The sequence below is a fragment of the Hathewaya proteolytica DSM 3090 genome (assembly GCF_900142225.1).
Taxonomy (GTDB): Bacteria; Bacillota; Clostridia; order Clostridiales; family Clostridiaceae; genus Hathewaya; species Hathewaya proteolytica.
In genome coordinates, this window is sequence record NZ_FRAD01000007.1 from 1 (window position 1) to 18,210 (window position 18,210).

The window sequence follows — 18,210 nt, forward strand, 5'->3', positions numbered from 1 at the left end:
GTCCGCCGCTAATCCATCCCCGAAGGGATTTCATCGCTCGACTTGCATGTGTTAAGCACGCCGCCAGCGTTCGTCCTGAGCCAGGATCAAACTCTCAATTTAAGATGATGCTAGAAACTTGTTTCGTGCAGCATCTTACTCATCAGCTGCGCTGAGGAGTTACCTTGCTACCCTAACTTGTATCTGCTCTTTTATTGAGATATTATCTCTTGCTCGAAGCATTACTTGCTAAGCATTTTACTTACTTGTTATTCAAAAGAATACGAGTTTGTTTATTTCTTTTATTCTGTTTAATTTTCAAAGACCAATGTAGCTACATAAGCTACTTTAACATAATATCAAGTTCATATTTATTTGTCAATACATTTCTTTAAATATTTTACTAATAATCTTGTAAAAAACAAACTCTAAGCTCTGGTATAGAGCAAGAACTCTAACCAAAGCTTAGAATTGTTCATTATAGAATCAATTATCTATTGTTTTGTGAAATTAAATTTTACTTATCTTATACCTTTTATTGATACGTTGTAGTTTATATTTGAACTACCGTAAGAGTATAACATGATAAAGTATTTACCTGGAGCAGCTTCAAAGCTTCCTGAACCACCCTGTGCGTCAGAATTCTGGTTCCAACATACAAAGTTATTTTCATTTCCTTCTCTGAATACTACCCATGTGTAGTTATATCCTGCACCGTCAACTCTTATATCAACTTTTCCATAGTTGTCTACATTAAATGCGAATAAATCACAATCACCTGCAGTTAATGTACCTTGTCCTTTTGTATTACTCTTTATAACAGCACTAGCTTGTGAAGCAGTATCGTTTGGCTCGATTTCGTTTACGATACCATCTACTGGTTGTCCCTGGTTTGATCCGTAAGATTTTATTCCAGACATTACTAAGCTATAGTCTCTGTTGTATACACTGCTTGTTGCGTAGAACTGGATGTAGTATTTTCCTGGTGCAGCATTGAATTTACCAATTTTAGAGTTTCCGTCTGTGTACTGTGGCCAACAAACATAGCTGCCTGGGTTATTAGCATTGAATACAACCCATGTTGCACTTGTATTAACGCCTGTAACTTTTATCTCTACTTCCCCTGACTTATCAACTTCAAAAGCATAGTAGTCGAAGTCATCTGTATCGCTAAGTCTACCATTTAGAACAACGTTGTTTCCAAGGAAACCGTTCTTATCGGCATCTGCAAAAGTATCATTTGATTCTTTTTCAGTTGTTAAAGCAGCACCTGGAGTAACTGGATCTACTGGATCTACTGGGTCTACTGGGTCTACAACAACATCTTTAGTTACAACTATAGTCATTGTTTTTTCACCTGTAGCACCTTTTTCATCAGTAACTTTTAATGTTACTGTAAATGTTCCATCTGTTGCAAATGCGTGAGTTGGATTTGCCTCTGTGCTTGTAGTTCCATCACCAAAGTTCCATTTCTGAGATACTATTCTTCCATCCATATCAGCAGATCTGCTTGAACTGAAGCTTACTGATTCATTTACTTTTGCAGCTGATTTTGCATCTATAACAGCTATTGGAGCTTGGTTTTCTGGATTTACAACTGAGCTGTTGTCATTTAATAATCCTCTAAATACTATGTTAAACTGGTATGCACCATTAACAACTTTGTAGTTAGTGAAGTAGCAAGTTACTGTTTCGTAGCCTGACCATCCCATATTTGATAACTGTGCAAGCATTTCATTTGCTTTTGCGTTCATTGCTTTCCAGTCTGCTGTCTTGCCTTGTGAAGCTGAACCTGTATAAACTCCTTCTAATTTAAATGTGCTGAATTTTGGTGAAGTAGTTTTAGATTCACTGAAGCTGTTTATTCCTGTAGCACTCATTAAGTCGCTTTTTATCTGAGCTAAGCTTCTTTTTGCATGAGTCTGTACGTAAGCATCTGATACAAGTGGAGTTCCTATTGTAGAATCAGCTAGAACCCTCTCCATGTATGCCTGGTAAGCAGCTTCTGTGTTTGAGTTGTTAGCCTGGTTTTGTAGAATAGTTCTAAATGAATTTATATCAGATTTAACTATACTTTCATTTATATTTCTTAATGTTGCTATATCATTATTGTAGATGTATGATACGTACGCCCAACCATAGTTATAGAAATCCCATCCACTTGCATATCCTGATTTGAATAATCTGCTTAGAGTAAACCTCTTAGCCTGATCTGAAGAAAGGTAGCCTATAATAGCAGATCTTGGCTGAACACCATTTGTTCTTGTTGAACCTGCGAAGAACTCTGCAGTTCCTTCATCAAACCATTCTAATTCATTATTTTTGTAGAAGTCTCCTTGGCCCCACATACCTGGCACTTGGTACTTACCTTGTAAATAGTGAGTGAATTCATGTCTGAATAATTCTTCTAAGCTGTATACGCTTTCCTCTCTAGTTCTTTCATAAGTGTAGAATGTTCCATAAGGCTCGATATACATACCACCATTATCGGTACTAATTCCATTTAAATAGGAGTTCATCTTGTATTCTTCTGGTGAGTTAAATAATCTGATTGTAAGAACTTTATCAGCATTGTTTGGTTCTAAAGCTTTATCAACTCCATTAACTCTGAAGAATTGAGATTCAACTTCTTTAGTTGCCCAATACATTCTTTCGATCTTTTCTGGTGATACTTTGTCTCCAGCTTGAATCTGGATTGCTCCATCGTCAAATGTATAGTGTTTAGGCATCCAGAACTCATTACCTTCTTTTTGAAGTTGTTCGTAGTTGATGTTTTGTCCACGAGAGTTTATGCCATTAAAGTTTTCACTTATCTGACTTGCAGCTGAGAAGAATACTGCCGAGTATTTTTGTGCATTGTCCATTTTTGTAGTTAATAACTGTAATATATAATTTTGATTGCTATATAGCTTTCCTAACTGACCCATGTAGTATAATCCATTATCAACTAACCACTGATCATTTGAACTCAAATTTCTCAAATCAGATATATGAATTAAGGCATCAATGAATGTATCAATTTTCCCGAAAGATGGCATTGATGTAGCATCTTGTCCCCAATAATCGTAGGTTTCCATGTAGTATACATATCCTACACCGCTCATTACTTTAAATACCGCATTAGATTTCTTAAGGTCCTTTAAGTATTCAACATAATTCGTTCTAAAGTCTTCTATTAATCTTGCGGCTTGATTTGCAATGGTTGTATCACAAGTTGAGTTTCCGATCAACGAACCGAAAGCTTCTATAACATTGTTTTGAACTTCAGTTCCGTAGTTGCAATACGGGTTATTTAGGATGTTTCTCTGTGCAGGAAGTGCTAATTTTGCCATATCCTTTGTCCACATTCCTGGGAAATCAGCTGTATTGTAGTATCCTAAATAGTAACCTGATCTTATAACCTCAACTATAGTAGGTATTCCCTTATCATCAGTTGATGTAAAGCTAGCTCCTCTTGTTGCAAGATCAGATAATAAATATTTGAAACGAGCTGTATCATTGTAGAATGATCTACTTTCTGCAGTGTTCTGGAATAAATCTGAAATGTTTTCCCATGAAGTACTTGCAATTGCGTTCATCATTGATGAGTAGCTCATAGATTTTAACTGTGCTAAAGTGTATGAAGGAAGACCTGCAACAGCTCTCTGTCCACTTGGAGCGTTCTGTGGCTTATTTGGCATAGTTGTTTTGATAGCTTTCATATCCTTATCTCTTACGAACATGAAGTCATCTGATGATTCCTCTCTCATTCCCATTATAGCCTTAGTTACTTCATCTTTGCTTGCACTGCTTAAATCCAAAGTCTTCTGATCCTTCTGGATTTTTTGGTTAACTGGAACCATGTTTCTTACTGGTGCTGCTGCAAGAACTACTGAGCTTGTATTTACAGCTGTAAATACAGCTACACATGTTAGAGCTAACTTCTGTCTTAATCCGCTAGATTTCTTTGTTTCTCTTTTCATTTTTTCCCTCTCCTTTTATTTTTTTATTTTTGTGTTGAACAATAATTAATTGTTCCAAGCTTTAGCTATAGCAACCCTTGCTAAAGCAAGAAACCTTTTTTTAATAAAGCAATTGGCCTAAATCACCCTTTTAGCAATATAGTTATTTCGTTAACAAAGGCTTATTTAAACGAAAGTGATTGTCCTATTATAATAATTATTAAAATCATCACCGGCAACAATTTTGCAATTACGCCTTAATGTTCTTGCAGAATTTGTATTATAAATACATATTTCTTAAATTATTATAAAATCAAATAAAACTATTCTAGTATCGCAATCACTTGTGTTTCCGTGAAAAGCTTTTGTTTATTTAGGTTAATATTATGTTAATACTTTTTTAACGTTTTGTAAAGTGCATTTTATAATTTTCTCAATATTATGTATAATGTTATTGTATTGTCATGTCGATTTTTATTTTTCAAAATTTGTTCACATTATCGCTGGATAAATTAATACATTTTATAAATAAATATATGTTTCTCAAAAAAAATTTCCTTTATATGTATGCCTTGGTGATTCTTAAATATTATTTGTTTTTAATTTATATATTATATAAAACAAAATTTGCGAAAACCTTAAATTTCATTAAAACTTTATTGTTATTTATTTAACAATGATAAGGTTTTCTATATTTATGTATTTTTTTGGTATTCAATAATTATTTTTTTTTAATATTGTTTTTGAACTAATTAAAAAAGTTCAAAAAAAGTTCACAAATTGTCCTTCTCCTCTTCCATCAAAGGGCGCAAAAATAGAGCAGCGCTACCATGATGTACAATCAAAGCAACACTGCTCTTTATTAATAAATAATTTCACACTTAAACCATTTTAAAACTATGACTACTCTAAGTTGTTCACAATTGATTTAAATATATTGCCTCTCACTTCAAAATTGGGGAACATATCAAAACTAGCACTGGCAGGTGATAAAAGTACATAATCCCCATTTTCTGCAATAGCTTTAGCCTTATTCACAGCTTCCTCCATGTTATCCACAACACAAGTAGGAATTTCTATATTTTTCTCTTCTTTTAGTTTCATGAATGCCTCTTGAATTTTCACTTTTGTGTCACCTAAAAGAATCATGGACTTTATATATTTATAACCTTGGTCAGCTAAGGGCTGGTAAGAAATATTTTTATCATAGCCCCCGGCAATAAGTATCACCGGCTGAGGGAAAGAACTCATAGTTGCAAGAGTTCTCGTTGGGCTAGAGGCAATAGAGTCATTAAAGTACTTAACGCCTTTAATTTCTCTTACAAATTCACCCCTATGCTCAACACCAGCAAAGGTTTCTGCAACCTTCTTCATATTTTCTATATCAACTTCCTCATTTACAGCTAAAAACGCTGTTAGATAGTTTTCCACATTGTGCATACCTTTTATCACGATATCATCTTTTTTGCAAACTGCTTTATCTTTAACATACAATACATTTTCCTTAAAGTATGCCCCGCTTTCAATATCCCTTTTACTACTGAAAAGTTCGACGGATCCTTTTCCTTCTGAAATCATGGAGTATGTTATTTCATTTTCCCTGTTCAATATCAATCTTCCATCATGTTGCTGATATTTAAAAATATTTTTCTTTGCATCAATATACTCCTGCATATCTTTATGCATATCAAGATGATTTGGGCTTAAGTTGGTGATGGCTGCTATATCAACAGAAACGTCCATGGTCATAAGTTGGAAACTTGAAAGTTCTACAACCACTCTATCCCCAGCTGTTATTTCTTCAATAGAGGCAAATAAAGGTTTTCCTATATTTCCGCCGACCCATGTTTTAAATCCTTGCTCTGAAAGCATTTTATATATAAGGGTCGTGGTAGTAGTTTTTCCGTCACTACCTGTCACACCGTAAATTTTACACGGACAGTATTTGACGAATTCCTCCATTTCCGAAGTTATATATGCCCCTTCTTCCTTTGCTTTTACAAGAGCAGCATTGTCTATTCTCATAACAGGAGTTTTGAACACCACATCAAAACCTACAAGTTTATCCAAATATCCTTCCCCTAGTACAAGGTCCACATGATTTTCCCTAGCTCTTTTCATAAACTCATCATCAATTTTATCTGCAGTTTTCTTATCAAAGGCAGTTACCTTTGCCCCAAGCTCTACTAGGAAGAATATAAGAGGCATATTGCTTATTCCTACACCCACCACTGCTACGTTTTTACCTTTTATGAATTTTTTAAATTCTTCAAAGTTCTTTCTCATTTTCACACCACCTAAAAATGCCACCTAAATTCTAGTTCTAGAATTGAATCTTTTCTTCTATGAATTTATCTAGCTCTTCTATTTTTATTCTTATCTGATCCATGCTATCCCTATCTCTTACAGTTACAGTGTTATCCTCTAAGGTATCAAAGTCCACAGTGATACAATACGGAGTACCAATTTCATCCTGTCTTCTATATCTCTTTCCTATACTTCCTGTTTCATCATAATCCACATTGTACTTCTTTCTAAGCTCTGCATATACTTCATCGGCCTTTTCAGAAAGCTTCTTTGAAAGAGGTAGGACCGCAGCTTTAAACGGAGCCAAGGCTGGATGGAAATGAAGTACATTTCTTGAATCTCCATCCTGAAGTTGTTCCTCATCATAAGCTTCTACAAGGAAAGCCAAAGTAACTCTATCTGCACCTACAGATGGTTCAACACAGTATGGTACATATTTTTCATTAGTATTAGGATCCATGTAGCTCATGTCAGTGCCTGAATGTGTTCCATGTCTATTTAAGTCGTAGTCTGTTCTATCGGCTATGCCCCAAAGCTCACCCCACCCAAATGGGAACAAGTACTCTATATCTGTAGTGGCATTACTGTAGAAGGATAATTCCTTCTCCTCATGATCTCTATATCTTACATTTTCCTTTGATAATCCTAAATTGTAAAGGAAATTTAGGCAATATTCTTTCCAGAATGCAAACCATTCAAGATCCGTACCTGGTTTACAGAAGAATTCTAATTCCATCTGTTCAAACTCTCTTGTTCTAAAAGTGAAGTTACCTGGTGTAATTTCATTTCTAAAGGATTTTCCTATTTGTCCTATACCAAAGGGGATTTTCTTTCTTGTAGTTCTCTGCACAGATTTAAAGTTCACAAATATCCCTTGAGCAGTTTCTGGTCTTAGGTATACTTCTGATTTTGAATCCTCTGTTATACCTTGAAAAGTTTTATACATAAGATTAAACTTTCTTATATCTGTAAAATTCTTTTTTCCACAGTTTGGGCACACTATTTCGTGTTCTTTAATGTAAGCGGCATACTGTTCATTAGTCCACCCATCTGCTGATGCCACTTCTGCACCCTGGGATGTCATGTAATCCTCAATGATTTTATCTGCTCTAAATCTAGACTTACAATCCTTACAATCCATTAGAGGATCGGAGAAGTTTCCCACGTGTCCTGTAGCTACCCAAGTTTCTGGATTCATGATTATAGCCGAATCTATACCTACATTGTAAGGGCTCTCTTGTATAAACTTCTTCCACCATGCTTTTTTAACGTTATTTTTTAACTCTACACCAAGAGGACCATAATCCCACGAATTTGCAAGTCCTCCATATATCTCTGACCCTGGAAAGACAAAGCCTCTAGTCTTACACAGTGCAACGATTTTTTCCATAGTTTTTTCAACTGCCATAATTTTCACTCCTAATCTTATTTCATTAGATATATAGATTATATAGTTTTTTTCCTTTTAGGGCAACTAAAGTTTATAACTACAATAAAAAAGAGGAACCCCCTTTTAAATATTTACCATAGGGTTTCCTCTTTAAAATACAAATATCTATTCCTAAAATTTAATACAGCTTTGCACCTGCTGGAATGTGATCGTCTACCATTAGGCAATGAAGTTTCTCCACACCCTCTTCATGGTGAACAGCTGAAATAATCATACCACAAGAATCTATACCCATCATCTTTTTAGGAGGAAGGTTTGTAATTGCAATAAGCGTCTTTCCAATTAGTTCTTCTGGCTCGTAGGTATCGTGGATGCCACTTAAAATTACACGGTCCTCACCACTTCCATCGTCTAAAACAAACTTAAGAAGTTTTGCACTCTTAGGCACAGCTGTACACTCTTTAACCTTCACAGCCCTGAAATCAGACTTAGCGAAAGTCTCAAAGTCTATACAATCCTTAAACAAAGGTTCGATTTCAACCTTAGAAAAATCTATGTTTTCACAAACTGAATCAGCTTTTTCTGAAACCTTGTGAGCAAGTGCTGGTGCTTCCTTGGAACTTTCTGAACCAGTGCTCAATGGCTTCATGGTTGGGAAAGGTATTACGTCCCTTATAGAATAAGCATCTGTCAAGAACATGATTATTCTATCAAGGCCTATACCAAGCCCTCCTGTAGGTGGCATACCGATTTCAAGAGAGTACATAAAATCTTCGTCGATCTGGTATGCTTCATCGTCTCCAAGCTCTCTTTCATTGGCTTGCTGCTCAAATCTCTGCCTCTGCACTATTGGGTCATTTAACTCAGAGTAAGAATTACAGATTTCTCTTCCATATATAAAGCCTTCAAATCTCTCTGTAAACTCTTCATTTCCTCTCTTCTTTTTTGTAAGAGGTGAAATTTCTACTGGGTAGTCACATATGAAAGTTGGTTGTATCATCTTCTCCTCTGCATACTCCTCAAAGAATGCATTTAAGATATCACCCTTTGTACAGTGCTTAATATCTTTTTTGAATTCTAGGTGTTTTTCTATTGCAAGAGCCTGTGCTTCTTCGTCAGTTTTAATCTGTGAGAAATCCACCCCAGCATGTTCTTTTACTGCATCTACCATAGTAATCCTTCTCCATGGAGGAGTTAAGTCTATTTCAGTACCCTGGTAGTTTACCTTCATAGTGCCAAGAACTTTTTGTGATACGTAGGATATCATGTTTTCAGTAATCTCCATCATATCATTGTAATCAGCATAAGCCTGATATAACTCTATCATGGTGAACTCTGGGTTGTGTCTTATATCTATTCCTTCATTTCTGAAGTTCTTTCCTAAGTCATATACTCTGTCATAACCTGCCACAATTAATCTCTTAAGGAAAAGCTCTGTTGCTATTCTAAGGTGCATATCTATACCTAGAGAATTGTGGTGAGTTACAAATGGTCTAGCAGCAGCACCACTTGCAATTGGAGATAAAATAGGTGTCTCAACTTCCAAGTAGTCCATATTGTCTAAAAATTCTCTTACGTATCTTATGATTTTGCTTCTGTTTCTAAGCCTTTCTTTTACCTCAGGATTCATTATAACATCTACTTCTCTATGTCTGTATCTTAAATCCGGATCCTTTAATCCATGCCATTTTTCTGGAAGAGGTCTAATAGACTTACAAACAAGCTGAAAATCTTTTATATGTATAGATACCTCACCAGTTTGAGTCTTAAATACAAGACCAGTAACAGAAAGAATATCTCCTATATTAAAAGATTTAAACTCTTGTATCTTTTCTGCTCCAACGTCATCCACCTTGATGTACATCTGAATTTTTCCGTCTTTATCGAAAATATCTGAAAAACCTGCCTTACCATGGACTCTTTTTGACATAAGTCTTCCGGCAACGGTTACTTCCTTGCCCTCAAGTTCTTCATAATTATCTGCAATTTGCTTTGAAGAATGAGTTACATTTACAGAATACACATCGAAGGGATCTCTTCCGTCTTTCTGTAGTTCCTGCAATTTTGCAACTCTAAGTCCCATCTGTTCATTATATTCTTGTTCAGCTTTTTGAGCCAAACGCTGTTCCTTTATCTGTTCTTTTGTTAATTGCTTTTCTTCTGACATTCTTTTTCCTCCTATCCTCTTTTTACCTCTAATATCTTGTACTTAACAACGCCATCTGGTGTTGTTATTTCAACTTCATCTCCAACTTTTTTGCGCATAAGAGCGTTTCCTACAGGAGATTCATTTGATATTCTATAATTCATAGGATCAGCTTCAGAAGTTCCGACTATACTAAAGTCTATTTCTTCATCAAATTCATAATCCTTTACTGTTACTATACAACCCAAATTTACGATATCATCTTGTAGATCTGTTTCATCTATAACTTCTGCATTTCTAAGTGTATTTTCGATTTCGGCTATTCTTCCTTCTAGAAATGCCTGTTCATTCTTAGCTTCATCGTACTCTGCATTTTCACTTAAATCACCAAAGGATAATGCCACTTTTATTTTCTCTGTAATTTCTCTTCTCTTTACAGTTTTCAAAAATTCTAATTCATCTTCTAATTTTTTGATTCCATTTGGAGTCATCATGAATTTTTTTGCTTCCACCATGTTAAATTCTCCTTTTCCCTTCATTTCGCTGTTCGTTCCTAAAATTAACTTTTAATCATTATAAAACAGTAGCTATACAAAGTCAAGAAATACCGCGATCATATGCTGATTATATGATTTACATAGGAATTTCATTCTCATAAGCCTTCAAAATTTCTAGTACCTTTTCGGGATTTGTATCTGAATTTACTAATTTTTTTATGTCAGTACAACGTGGAATTCCTTTAAGATACCACCCTATTTGCTTTCTCATTTCTCTTACGGCCTTATACTCGTTTTCATACTTCAAGGCCAATTCATAATGCTCTATACACAGCGCTACCTTTTCCTTGTCAGTAGGGTAAACAACTTCTTCGCCCCTTATCATGGAGTCAATCTGTTGGAAAATCCATGGATTCCCCATGGCCCCTCTAGCCACAAGTATACCATCACAGCCAGTAATCTTTCTTAAATTTCTAGCATCCTCAGCGGAAAAAACATCACCGTTGCCAATTACAGGTATAGCCACAGCTGATTTCACCTCTGCTATCATATCATAATCAGCTTTTCCCTCGTACATCTGCTGTCTCGTTCTTCCATGAACCGCTATAGCATCAGCCCCAGAGGACTCTAACACCTTGGCAAACTCAACGGCATTCTTGTGTTCATCGTCAAATCCAATTCTCATCTTAACAGTAACAGGCTTGGTGCTTACCTTTTTCATAGCCTCCACAATACGCCCAGCTAACAAAGGCTCTTTCATTAACGCAGAGCCTTCTCCGTTTTTAACTATTTTAGACACAGGACATCCCATATTAATATCTACAAGGCAAAAATCTGGGTTTGGATTTATATATCTTTGGCAAACTTCAGACATGATTTCAGCATGGTTGCCAAAAATCTGTATGGCGCTAGGTCCACAGGCCCTTGAAACTTTCATTAGAGCTTCAGTGTTTTCACTGCCGTAGTATAATCCTTTTGCGCTGACCATTTCAGTGTAAGTTAATCCACACCCCATGGAGGAACAGATCTCTCTATAGGCTACATCTGTAACCCCTGCCATAGGTGCCAAGAACACAGGTACATCAAATTTTAAATCGCCTATTTTCATATTTTCATCCTTTACCTTCTATTTTGCCATAGCCTTATTGTATATAATTTTTAGCCCTTCAAGAGTAAGAAATGGATCTATCTTATCTATAGTAATAGAATCCTCATATATTAACGAAGATAGACCACCCGTTGCAATTACATATGGCTCATCCTCTCCCATAGACATCATTTCTTTTTTCATCTTATTGACGATGTAATCCACTTGACCTACATACCCAAATATAATTCCAGATTGCATTGCTGAAATAGTATTGGTACATATAACTTGTTTAGGCCTTATCAAGTTTACTTCCGGTAGTTTTGCTGCTTTTTGAATTAGAGCTTCCGTAGAAATCTTAATTCCTGGGCATATGGTTCCACCTAAATAATCGCCTTTTTTTGTTATAGCACAAAAGGTAGTAGCTGTTCCAAAATCTATAACGATTAGAGGGCGCTTGTATTTCTCGTAGGCAGATACAGCATTGACTATTCTGTCAGCCCCAACCTCTTTAGGATTATCATATTTTATATTTATTCCCGTTTTTATACCTGGCCCCACGATGACGGGTTTCTTGTCGAAATATTTTTTTACCATATGCTCTATAGTATACATTATATGTGGTACTACAGAAGAGATAATAACACCTTTTATATCATCAATATGTATATTACTTATTTCAAACATTTTGCAAATCAAAACACCATATTCATCACAGGTTTTACTGGTATCTGTACACATCCTCCAATATCCCTGAAGAATTTCATCCTTATAGGCACCTATAACAATATTGGTATTCCCTATATCCATAACCAGAATCACTTAAAAAAACACCTCCTAGCAATACTCCTAGCAATAATAAAAGCAGCACAAAGCCGCTTTTATTTTCCTATAATCAATACTCTAATTTTATCAATTGAAATATTTTTGTCAAGTTAATTTAATAATCAATTTAAATTTTTACTATATCTTCATATGTCTATATATGGGAAGTAAGGCTATTTAGTGCTTTGCTTTTGTATATACATCCTCTCATCAGCCTCAGAGGTAAGCTCATCCACGCTTTTAATTTCATTAGGTGCCAATACTGCGTACCCAATACTCATAGACAAAACATAAGGTTTGTCGGATTCCATTGTAAACTTGTGAATTTCATCGTTTATTGTCTTTATAGTATCTATAACCGCCGTTTCTCTACCTCTTTCACCAATAACTACAAATTCATCTCCACCTAGTCTAGCCACAAAATCTGACCGCTTTACTGAACTAGCAAGGATCTTAGCTGCGTCCTTTAAAGCCTCATCGCCAACCAAATGGCCATAATTATCATTAATGCTTTTAAATTTATCAATATCTATCATCAAAATAAATAGTAAATTCCCCTTATTTCTATATCGAATCTTGTAATCTATGTAGGATTCGAATGTTAACCTATTATTAATCCCCGTAAGTGCATCCGTAGTCATTTTAGTGTTTTGAAGGTTAATATAGATAATTAGCAATGCTATGGCAGAGGAAGTCCACAACACTGACACACCTAGAAATAAATTTTGTATAATTAGACCTACAATTGGCACTATGGGATATTTCAATAAAAATTTGATCTTTTCCTTCTTTAAAATTTGTTTGCTTTTCCTAAGAAATAATATGGTTACAAGATAAGCATGGACAAAATACATTACATTAATAATAACACATACAAAGTAATATTTCCCACGGCTATATATATTTTCAGCACTAATGTTAAACAAGATAGGCGAAGCGAAGCTTTTCCAAATAAGTATTAAAGTAATCAATATAGGCATTATATATATAATAATTCGCTTTTTTATTCTCCTAACATCTTCATAAATTTTGTAATCACAGTACAGAAGCCAAGTGCAACATATCATAGGATGCATAATGTAATACGCGACAGTAGAGGCAATATTCATATTCCTTGCGCCCCAAAACATTTTGCCGTTTAGCAACCACATGAGCATATCTGTCACTAATAATAGTATATTCAGAACAAGCATAACTGAAAATAATTTATCATCCATCTCACTTTTTTTTATATATTTGTAGCCAAAGTTAAAGTACATTAATGATAAAATAGCAATTCCCACCATGTCCATACACACATACATTATGTTATAGGCATTCACATTTGTTCACCTCATTTATCAATTATAAAGCTAAAAATTATGTTTACAGCTATTATATCATTTTAATTGTATTAACAACAAGTATTCCTGTAGAAAAAGGCCTCCACAGAAAAATTCCTGTAGAGACCCAATATTTATCCTATTTTTTATACCTAGGTACTTTTTTTAGAATAAGCCTGTAATTACACCATCTGTTGAAATATCCATATTGTTTGCAGCTGGTATTTTTGGAAGTCCAGGCATAGTCATGATGCTTCCCGTAAGAGCCACAATAAATCCAGCTCCACTAGAAACTCTTACTTCTCTTACTGTTACTTTAAATCCATTTGGTTTTGCAAGAAGAGATGGATTATCAGATAGAGAATACTGTGTTTTAGCCATACAAATAGGCATTTTATCTAGACCTATGTCTTCGATTTCTTTTATGTTCTTCAATGCTCCACTTTCAAATTCTACACCATCAGCACCATAGATTTCCTTGGCTATAATCTGTATTTTTTCCTTTATAGATAAATTTTCATCATATATAGGTTTAAAATGTGTTTCTTCTCTTTCTATTAAATCTACCACTTTTTCTGCTAAATCTACTCCACCATCTCCACCTTTGCCCCATACTTCGCAAAGAGATACTTCCACTCCATGGCTACGGCAGAAATCTTCGATGAACTTAACCTCATTTTCAGTGTCACTAGAGAATTTATTTATAGCAACTATACAAGGAACACCATATTTCTTCACATTTTCTATGTGTTTTTCAAGGTTTCCTATACCCTTTTCAAGAGCAGCCATATTTTCATTGTTTAACTCATCCTTCTTAACTCCACCGTGATGCTTTAAAGCCCTAATTGTAGCAACTATAACTACACAATTCGGCTTCAATCCTCCAAATCTGCATTTTATGTCGAAGAATTTTTCAGCACCAAGATCAGCACCAAAACCTGCCTCTGTTACTGCATAATCGCATAATTTCAATCCCATCTTTGTTGCAATAAGACTGTTACAACCATGGGCAATGTTAGCAAACGGACCACCATGTATTATAGCAGGAGTGTTTTCTAAAGTCTGCACTAGATTTGGCTTTATAGCATCCTTCATAAGAAGAGCCATAGCTCCATTTACTTTAAGATCCTTGCAATATATAGGTTTATTGTCCACGGAATATGCAATAAGTATGTTCCCCATTCTTTCCTTTAAGTCCATAAGATCTTTTGAAAGGCAAAGAATAGCCATAATTTCAGAAGCCACAGTTATCATAAAACCATCTTCTCTTAAATATCCATTTGGTTTTCCACCCATGCCAACTACAATGCTTCTAAGAGCTCTGTCGTTCATATCCATTACTCTTTTAAATTTAATTCTTCTGCTGTCAATATTTAATTGATTCCCCTGATGTATATGATTGTCTATAGTTGCACTTAATAAATTATTTGCTGCAGTAATAGCATGCATATCTCCAGTAAAATGAAGATTTATATCTTCCATAGGAACAACCTGAGCGTATCCTCCACCAGCTGCTCCTCCTTTAACACCAAATACAGGTCCTAAGGATGGTTCCCTTAAAACAGCAATGGAATTTTTATTTATTTTATTCAACGCCTGACTTAAGCCTATAGTAACTGTAGATTTGCCTTCCCCTGCTGGAGTTGGGTTTATAGCAGTAACTAGAATAAGATTGCCTTTTTTATCACTGTCTTTATTCAAAACATCTAAACTAATTTTAGCCTTGTATCTTCCGTATTGTTCAATTTCCTCTTCTTGAACATTGATTTTTCTGGCAATTTCCATTATGTTTAACATTTTCGCTTCCTGTGCAATTTCAATGTCTGATTTCATGGCTTATCCTCCTTATAATTAAACACGAATATTTTTTACTGCATAAATAAAGATTATGCGTTTATTATATCACATAAAACCCATATATCCTATAAAAAACAATTTTTTAACGATAAAATAAACACATTTGACAAAAAAGACGTACAAAATGTATTTTTCCATTTTATACGTCCGTCAATTCATTTTAAGTTAACCTATAGAACATGGACTTTCTTACTTCTCTTCGTCCTTAAGTTCTTCTTTGTTTTCATCTTTTTGAAGCAATAGTTCTTCTTCTGAATTTGTAGTCGTTTTTTCTTTAACATCTACCACATCTTCTTGTTTTTCTTTGCTGTTCTCAACTGGAGATGATGATGTACCCTTTGCATCCTCTGAATGCTCTACAGGTGGTAGTTCTTTTCCCTGAAGAACCATAAGGAATTCCTCTCCTGATAAACGTTCTCTTTCTAATAGGGCATTTGCCACATCATGAAGTTCCTTTATATTTTCCTTCAAGATGGTCTCAGCTCTATCATAAGCATCAAAGCTAAGCTTGTTAACTTCTTTGTCTATTTTTGCAGCCACTTCCTCACTGTAATTTCTCTCATGACCTAAATCCCTGCCCAAGAAAACTTCACCGTGATTGGTTCCATAGGACAAAGGTCCTAATTCATCAGACATACCGTATTCAAGCACCATTTTTCTAGCTATAGAACTCATTCGATCAATATCATTTTTTGCACCAGTACTAATATCCCCAAGAACAAGCTTTTCAGCCACTCTTCCCCCAAGAAGACCTACCATCTCATCTAAAAGTTTAGATTTTGATGTATAACTAGTATCCTTTTCCGGAAGATTCATGGTGTATCCTCCAGCCATGCCTCTTGGTATTATGCTTATTTCGTGAACTGGATCGGAGTGTTTAAGATGCTGCATAACAACTGCGTGACCTGCTTCATGGTAAGCTGTCAGCTTTTTATCTTCATCATTTATAACTCTACTCTTCTTTTCTGGACCCGCTATAACTCTTGTTATAGCTTCTTCTAATTCGTCCATACCTATTACCTTTTTGTTTTCCCTAACAGCAAGCAACGCTGCCTCATTCATAAGGTTTTCAAGATCAGCACCTGTAAATCCAGGAGTTCTCTTTGCTAGTACTTTTAACTCTACTGTCTCTGCTAGATGTTTATTTCTTGAATGTATCTTTAGAATTTCTTCTCTTCCCTTAACATCAGGTGCGCCCACAAGGATTTGTCTATCAAACCTTCCTGGTCTTAATAATGCTGGATCCAGAATGTCAGGTCTATTAGTAGCAGCCACCATTATAATGCCTTCATTGGCTGAGAAACCGTCCATTTCAACAAGCAATTGGTTTAGAGTTTGCTCTCTTTCATCGTGTCCTCCGCCTAAACCTGCTCCTCTTTGCCTTCCCACTGCATCAATTTCGTCTACAAATATAATACAAGGTGCATTTTCCTTTGCTTTTTCAAACAGATCTCTAACTCTAGATGCACCAACACCTACAAACATTTCTACAAAATCTGAACCTGAAATGCTGAAAAATGGAACACCAGCTTCCCCCGCAACAGCTTTTGCCAATAAGGTTTTACCTGTTCCTGGTGGTCCCACAAGGAGTATTCCTTTAGGAATTCTAGCACCCATTTCTACATATCTTCTAGGTTGTTTTAAGAAATCAACTACTTCAGCAAGCTCATCCTTTTCTTCATCAGCACCTGCAACATCCTTAAATCCCACAGTCTTTTTATCAGGAGTAGCCATCTTTGCTCTGCTCTTACCAAAGCTCATAACTCCACGACCGCCTCCACCTTGAGACTGTTGCGCGAACATGAAAAATATAAAAAATACTATGCTTATTACAAGAATCACTTGTGGCAAATATTGCATCCATAAAGGAATGCTCTCTGGCTTTATATATTCAACTTTTGAGTTGTCTAATTTACCGCTAGATATTAACTCATCCAATAATCTTGTAGATATGGTAACTTCATATTTCTCCTTACTGCTCTTTAACTCTCCTGTAACAACAGAAATACTCCCCTCCTGCTGCACCTTTACGTTTTCGATACTGTCACTTTTGACTTTTTGTACAAAGTCGCTATAAACCATCGCATTCGAACCACTGTCGGAATTTAAATATAACATGCCGGCAAACATGGCAATACCCAAAATTATTATCCAGACCATTGCACTTGAAACTTTTTTCATTTATGCTGGCCCCCCTCTCTTTTTTATATTATTATTTTCGCTTATAATAAAACAATTCATTACTAAATTATACATATCCAACATATAAAATTCTATCATAGCAAAATTTTATTTACAACAAGTATATTTATTTACCCTCGTATACCTCTGGTTTTAGTATGCCTATATACGGAAGGTTTCTATACTTCTCGGCAAAATCAAGGCCGTATCCAACAAGAAAATAGTCTGGAACCTGATATCCTAAATATTTTATGTCAAGTTCAACTTTCCTTCTCTCCGGTTTATTTAACAAACATGCGATTTCTACACTTTTCGTGTTTTTATTTGCAAAATACTTTACAAGATACTTAAGTGTAGTACCTGAATCTATTATATCCTCAACAATAAGTACATGCTTACCTTCTATTTGCTGGTCAAGATCCTTAAGTATTCTAACAACCCCCGATGAAGTGCTGGAGTTTCCATAGCTCGATACAGCCATAAAATCCATAACGCACGGTATAGTAATCTCCTTTAAAACATCTGCCATAAACATAATAGAGCCCTTTAATATTCCAACAACAACTAATTCCTCGCCTTTGTAATCTTCACTTACCCTTCGACCAATCTCCCTAGCTTTTTCTCTTAGTTGTTCCTCCGTATAAAGTACCTTTTCAATATCATTCATCATCTTAATAC

Annotated in this window: 11 protein-coding genes and 1 rRNA gene; all 12 read right to left on the minus strand. The window is 35.3% G+C overall.

Going from position 1 to position 18,210, the window contains the following annotated elements; genetic code table 11:
* Positions 1-102 (minus strand): 16S ribosomal RNA (locus BUA73_RS04575); the annotation flags it as partial.
* Between the two features lie 398 nt (positions 103-500).
* A complete protein-coding gene (locus tag BUA73_RS04580; RefSeq protein WP_072902883.1) occupies positions 501-3,941 on the minus strand; it encodes a collagenase in 3,441 nt (1,146 codons plus the stop codon).
* An 882-nt stretch (positions 3,942-4,823) separates the two neighbouring features.
* The gene (gene murD / locus BUA73_RS04585; RefSeq protein ID WP_072902886.1) at positions 4,824-6,206 is read right to left on the minus strand and encodes a UDP-N-acetylmuramoyl-L-alanine--D-glutamate ligase; all 1,383 of its coding nucleotides are present in this window, start codon (positions 6,204-6,206) and stop codon (positions 4,824-4,826) included.
* Between the two features lie 37 nt (positions 6,207-6,243).
* Entirely contained in the window at positions 6,244-7,635 is a 1,392-nt protein-coding gene (locus tag BUA73_RS04590; RefSeq protein ID WP_072902889.1) for a glycine--tRNA ligase, read from the minus strand.
* Positions 7,636-7,795: 160 nt separating this feature from the next.
* Positions 7,796-9,784, minus strand: coding sequence for a lysine--tRNA ligase (lysS, locus tag BUA73_RS04595; protein WP_072902891.1), 1,989 nt, complete (start codon positions 9,782-9,784; stop codon positions 7,796-7,798).
* Positions 9,785-9,795: 11 nt separating this feature from the next.
* Complete coding sequence (gene greA / locus BUA73_RS04600) at positions 9,796-10,278, minus strand: transcription elongation factor GreA (protein WP_072902893.1); 483 nt, start codon at positions 10,276-10,278, stop codon at positions 9,796-9,798.
* A 118-nt stretch (positions 10,279-10,396) separates the two neighbouring features.
* Positions 10,397-11,368 (minus strand): tRNA dihydrouridine synthase DusB, encoded by a 972-nt coding sequence (gene dusB, locus BUA73_RS04605; RefSeq protein ID WP_072902896.1) that lies wholly within the window; start codon positions 11,366-11,368, stop codon positions 10,397-10,399.
* An 18-nt stretch (positions 11,369-11,386) separates the two neighbouring features.
* On the minus strand, positions 11,387-12,169 hold the full coding sequence (locus BUA73_RS04610) for a type III pantothenate kinase (protein WP_072902898.1): 783 nt from the start codon (positions 12,167-12,169) through the stop codon (positions 11,387-11,389).
* A gap of 176 nt (positions 12,170-12,345) precedes the next feature.
* On the minus strand, positions 12,346-13,494 hold the full coding sequence (locus BUA73_RS04615; RefSeq protein WP_072902900.1) for a GGDEF domain-containing protein: 1,149 nt from the start codon (positions 13,492-13,494) through the stop codon (positions 12,346-12,348).
* Positions 13,495-13,659: 165 nt separating this feature from the next.
* Complete coding sequence (locus BUA73_RS04620; RefSeq protein WP_072902903.1) at positions 13,660-15,327, minus strand: formate--tetrahydrofolate ligase; 1,668 nt, start codon at positions 15,325-15,327, stop codon at positions 13,660-13,662.
* Between the two features lie 213 nt (positions 15,328-15,540).
* Positions 15,541-17,532 (minus strand): ATP-dependent zinc metalloprotease FtsH, encoded by a 1,992-nt coding sequence (gene ftsH / locus BUA73_RS04625; RefSeq protein ID WP_072902905.1) that lies wholly within the window; start codon positions 17,530-17,532, stop codon positions 15,541-15,543.
* 127 nt (positions 17,533-17,659) lie between these two features.
* Positions 17,660-18,202, minus strand: coding sequence for a hypoxanthine phosphoribosyltransferase (hpt, locus tag BUA73_RS04630; RefSeq protein WP_072902906.1), 543 nt, complete (start codon positions 18,200-18,202; stop codon positions 17,660-17,662).
* Positions 18,203-18,210 lie beyond the last annotated feature (8 nt).